Below are 4,316 nucleotides of genomic sequence, written 5' to 3' on the forward strand. Positions count from 1 at the left end.
GATAACCGACGTTAAATAATAAGGATAATGGCTTTAACGCTTCAGAATTAAAGAGGGTTTTATTATAAATCAGGGTATTAATATTATTGGTTCACACCAAGGATAACGCTCGACTTCTTTTTGGCATCCCTCTTCATGCTATTTCCAATATTTACTTATATAAGGTGGCTTGGGCTTGTCCAACACTTCGGATAGGTGTCGGCTTCGCGACACATATCCTTATTTGTTAGTTTCTTAAGATAAGACGGTCATTGATTAAACCATCAGCTTTCATTGCTCCCAACACTACACTGACTTGCTTCCCTTGGTCAGAGGTTGAATCATTTATACCCATTTTCTTGCACAACTCTTCAAATGTAGAGCTAAAAGTTGTAGAGCAATGATTAATTATTTGATTCTCAATTTCTTTTTTTGACTCGGGACTTGTTTTAGACTGAAGCAGACTGTTTTCTTTTCTCAATGACTCTGATGCTTCTTTTTCCTTTTTTAACGCCTCATTAAGACTTTGTATCTGATCGAGCAATTCTTGCTCATTATGATTTTGAGGGGCAGAGTATCTTTCGCCCTTTAAAACCTCAGGTTTTACCCATGATACAAACAGCGAAATAATTACCATTAGAAAAACAAAGCCAACCATTATTAGGATAAGCTCGAACCTTTTTTCCTCTATATTTAGCATCGCAGCTCCAAGAAAAGCTTCGAGCATTAATGTGCCAAAGACAATAAGCCCTAGAGGGGTTTTCACTTTCTCAATGTAAGATGGTTTGTTCATATTTTCCTTAACTCTTCGATTGAAACTAACGCCCTTGTTAATGGGCCAAATTTGGTTGGCTAAAATTAGCGACGAAGGAGCAAAAAGCCAACTGAATTTTGTCCCGATTTAACAGCTTGTTAGTATGCTACACACCCAAAGTAATATATAACTTAAATTTGGAAAATGCTTCATTCAAAAGCCTTAACTCTGAAAGCGTGCCATGTAAAAAAGCTGAACTTCCATTTAACGTTGAAATTGTGGATTTAAATTTACCATTTTTCGCTTTATCTAATGTATCTGATAGCGCAATTTTCAATGCTTGAACAGCAGAATCAGTAATATTTTCTTCGATTTGATTCTCTAACTCAACGGCTAATAGCTTCAATTTATCTTTAGATATATTCGGCATAATTCGTGACGGCTTCCCTAGCGTACTAACGCCTCACTAAGAGGCGAGCAATTGTTGGCTAAAATGTAAAGCGAAGCGGAACCGAGCCAACTGTTACGAGTCCTGCTTTAGTGACTTGTTAAGTCTCTCTTCGTACAAACTGAGCTTACTTAAAAACTGTTCAATAAAAGCTATATCTCTTTCGGTTGATGCTAAAGTGAACGCAAAATCAGTCTCTTTTCTTATTATTTCGCATTGTTCTAATGTTGCACCATCCATTGCGTATAAAATATCTGAAGGCCACTCATGCTCGCAATGTGAAAGCCAATTTAAAATACTCTCTAAAAGTAGAGTTCTACCTTCAGAGTTTGAAGAATCGATTTCGTAACATTTACGATAGAAATCCATCTCAACCAAGGAACCTAGTTCTTCGAAAATGCCTTTAGTTTGATATACATTTTGAATTAGCTTACCAAGCCATAAAGTAGCGTTGTAGTCTTTAGACTCAAACCCTTCTTTTAGTATCGGGTATACCAAATTAATAAATATTTCATATCTGATACAGCTATGACGGTTCTTTTCAAGGTTTGGTAAATACGACCAAACCCAATTTTTGATTTCTTCATGACTCTTAAACGAGTCGACAAATTTTTTAACAGATGCAGTCGCTTGCTTTTTTAAGCCAGCTTCTAGTTGTTTCTCAAAACTTTCGTAATACTCGATATTCATAAGAGACTTAACGCCGTTGTAACCGGCTAATAATAGTTGGCTAAAATTTGTGAGGCACGAACAAAGCCAACTGTTATTTGTCCGTGTTTACAACCTTGTTAGTTAAGCGTTACTCGCCAGCCTCTAGAATCATCTGCTTAGCCCATACGGTCACGTTTGCCCACTTTTCATTGGTAGTTCCATTGTGCGACCAAAACACCACCTCACCATTATTATTGATGCAATAGTAATCAGAGTTGTCTTCACAGATAGGCATAAGCTCAACAGGTAAATCATAAAACTTTCGAGCACTCACCAATGCTTCGTATATGTCAGCATAACTAGGAGGATCTAAGATTTCCAATGCTTCAAGTGGAGCATCTCCTAGATCATATCCAGATTTAATGAATGCCACATATTCGGGTGGAAAAGTGAAACCTAGCTTTTCTTGAGCTTCTGCAATTTCGATATCGGTAGGTATGTTCACTTCGAATTCTTCCATTTACTCTGACTCAGATTAAGTACAACTAACAGTATATTAATAAGCATTCTTACTTTTACGCTTTATTAATACAGCAAATATTCAACATTCTAATAAATAAAAACATTTATTTTCATTACCTTGGTCGCAAAAAAAACACCCTCAATTGATTAATTACTCATGATAAAAGTAAGAACTGTTTTTAACCTGTCTGATTAAAAACACAGCTATGAATAAAGCATCATATATATCAATACTTTATAAATAGAAGCTGAGATAATTAAGCATTTTTTCTTATTTAAAACGAAGCCTAAGCGTCAAAATTTACGATTTGTATTATAACTGGACAAATAAACAGGTTATTTCATGGCCAGTAAAAAAGCATTTCGCTTCATTGAAATAGGATTATCTGAAACTCGCAAAGAAAGGAAATAGAGATAAGAGAGATGGCGACAAAGAAGGGTTCATCTCCATGTTTAGGCATTATTGCGGCTTGTGGTGATGATAAGACACAGCTTCAAGCCATCCAATTTATGTTCATGTTAACCGGGCAACTGGCGTGGCCCACACCGAATAAAACGGTACGTATAAAAGCCCAACCCTTTTGCCTCTGCTGCCAAGATGTCATGCAATTAACGGGAATATTTCGACCCAGATAACCGACGTTAAATAATAAGGATAATGGCTTTAACGCTTCAGAATTAAAGAGGGTTTTATTATAAATCAGGGTATTAATATTATTGGTTCACACCAAGGATAACGCTCGACTTCTTTTTGGCATTCCCCTTCATGATATTTCCAATATTTACTTATAATAAGGTAGCTTGGGCTTGTCCAACACTTCGGATAGGTGTCGGCTTCGCGACACATATCCTTATTTGTTATGTTCGTTCTCTCAATTCACGCATGATCTTTGCTCTTAATGAGTTGAGATTCACAGGCAAACCTAAAGGACTAACCAGTTGCTCGTGAGTATGGTTCTCAGCTGTTAATAGAACTACATTTTCCCAATCATGAGCTAATGCAATAACATATCTGCGAATATATAAAGACTCTATATACAAGCGATAACTTTTTTCCTCATCGAAGTCATAACCCAACTTTACTATTTCTTGCTTCAATTCGTCATAGTTACCAATATGTCTCAGCAGAGCTGTGACCGTTACTCGTAATGTCTCATTTAAGCAGTCAGCACATTCATTGAGGTAACTTTGGATTCGTTCAGAGTCAAAATCACGTGGAATAATAAATTTTTCTGGCTCTTGAAAATAGAGCTTAAATTCAGTGCACTTGAAAGAGATTTCCCAAAGTTCATATGCTGAATTTGTAAGTTGATCAATGTCTACTGACTGGTGCTTGATATATGCCTTAAGCTTGCTCTCTGACAGTTTAGACTTCTTAGCTTCAGATACTTTATCACCAACAAACTTTGTTGCTAACCCTGAAAAAACCTTTCCTATAAAATCAATCATATAACCTCAAAATTGACATTTTCACGTCAGAACATAACAGTATATTAATAAGCTTTCTTACTTTCGCGCAAAAATACACGCATAAACAACCTTTATCATACTAGATATAATCTATATATATCATGAAGTTAATAACAATTTTTCACGCCTGACGCTCAATAAGAGGGTGTGATAAGTAAGAAATGTATTTAATCAGTCTTATTAAATACAAACTGAAATGTTAAATGATATAATTTTCAATTGGTTATGATTCCACTTCTGTTTTTAACAAGAAATATTTCTTATTAAAAACAGAACTAAAGCGATAAAATCACCACGTTTCATTATAACTGTTGATATACACAGTAAATAAAACTAATCCAAAACCACGTTAACACGATATGAATGAGTATTTGATCTAACATGATGTATGGAATCCACTCCCTCTCTGCCAACCTAAACTTAGCGGAGTGAAATTATCTCTGAGGGTTCCAATATGTTAACTAGCAACGTTATCGCTATCGATTTAGCCAA

General features: G+C 35.6%; 6 protein-coding genes. 1 reads left to right on the forward strand and 5 read right to left on the reverse strand.

The genetic code is table 11. The features are described 5' to 3' along the window. Nucleotides 1-226: 226 nt before the first annotated feature. The 4 genes from C9J42_RS21075 to C9J42_RS21090 all read right to left on the reverse strand — a co-directional run bounded on the left by C9J42_RS21075 (nucleotide 227) and on the right by C9J42_RS21090 (nucleotide 2,337). Nucleotides 227-772, reverse strand: a complete 546-nt coding sequence (locus tag C9J42_RS21075; RefSeq protein ID WP_107302290.1) for a hypothetical protein — start codon at nucleotides 770-772, stop codon at nucleotides 227-229. Between the two features lie 127 nt (nucleotides 773-899). Continuing rightward, nucleotides 900-1,163, reverse strand: a complete 264-nt coding sequence (locus C9J42_RS21080) for a hypothetical protein (protein ID WP_107302291.1) — start codon at nucleotides 1,161-1,163, stop codon at nucleotides 900-902. Nucleotides 1,164-1,256: 93 nt separating this feature from the next. Then, a complete protein-coding gene (locus tag C9J42_RS21085) occupies nucleotides 1,257-1,871 on the reverse strand; it encodes a hypothetical protein (RefSeq protein WP_107302292.1) in 615 nt (204 codons plus the stop codon). Between the two features lie 109 nt (nucleotides 1,872-1,980). After that, on the reverse strand, nucleotides 1,981-2,337 hold the full coding sequence (locus C9J42_RS21090) for an SMI1/KNR4 family protein (protein WP_233220759.1): 357 nt from the start codon (nucleotides 2,335-2,337) through the stop codon (nucleotides 1,981-1,983). 440 nt (nucleotides 2,338-2,777) lie between these two features. On the opposite strand from C9J42_RS21090, the gene C9J42_RS21095 reads away from it, so the two are divergent. Then, nucleotides 2,778-2,990 carry a hypothetical protein gene (locus tag C9J42_RS21095; protein WP_233220760.1) on the forward strand — a complete coding sequence of 71 codons (213 nt, stop codon included), beginning with the start codon at nucleotides 2,778-2,780 and terminating at the stop codon, nucleotides 2,988-2,990. Between the two features lie 222 nt (nucleotides 2,991-3,212). Here C9J42_RS21095 and C9J42_RS21100 read toward each other — a convergent pair whose 3' ends face one another. Then, entirely contained in the window at nucleotides 3,213-3,803 is a 591-nt protein-coding gene (locus C9J42_RS21100) for a hypothetical protein (RefSeq protein WP_107302294.1), read from the reverse strand. Between the last annotated feature and the right edge of the window lie 513 nt (nucleotides 3,804-4,316).

This window comes from Photobacterium sp. GB-56, from assembly GCF_003026105.1.
Taxonomy (GTDB): domain Bacteria; phylum Pseudomonadota; class Gammaproteobacteria; order Enterobacterales; family Vibrionaceae; genus Photobacterium.

What these genes read in the sequence shown, in the direction of transcription:
- C9J42_RS21080 (WP_107302291.1), bottom strand. Translation starts at nt 1,163, where the DNA reads ATGCCGAATATATCTAAAGATAAATTGAAGCTATTAGCCGTTGAGTTA.
- C9J42_RS21095 (WP_233220760.1), top strand. Translation starts at nt 2,778, where the DNA reads ATGGCGACAAAGAAGGGTTCATCTCCATGTTTAGGCATTATTGCGGCT.
- C9J42_RS21100 (WP_107302294.1), bottom strand. Translation starts at nt 3,803, where the DNA reads ATGATTGATTTTATAGGAAAGGTTTTTTCAGGGTTAGCAACAAAGTTT.
- C9J42_RS21075 (WP_107302290.1), bottom strand. Translation starts at nt 772, where the DNA reads ATGAACAAACCATCTTACATTGAGAAAGTGAAAACCCCTCTAGGGCTT.
- C9J42_RS21085 (WP_107302292.1), bottom strand. Translation starts at nt 1,871, where the DNA reads ATGAATATCGAGTATTACGAAAGTTTTGAGAAACAACTAGAAGCTGGC.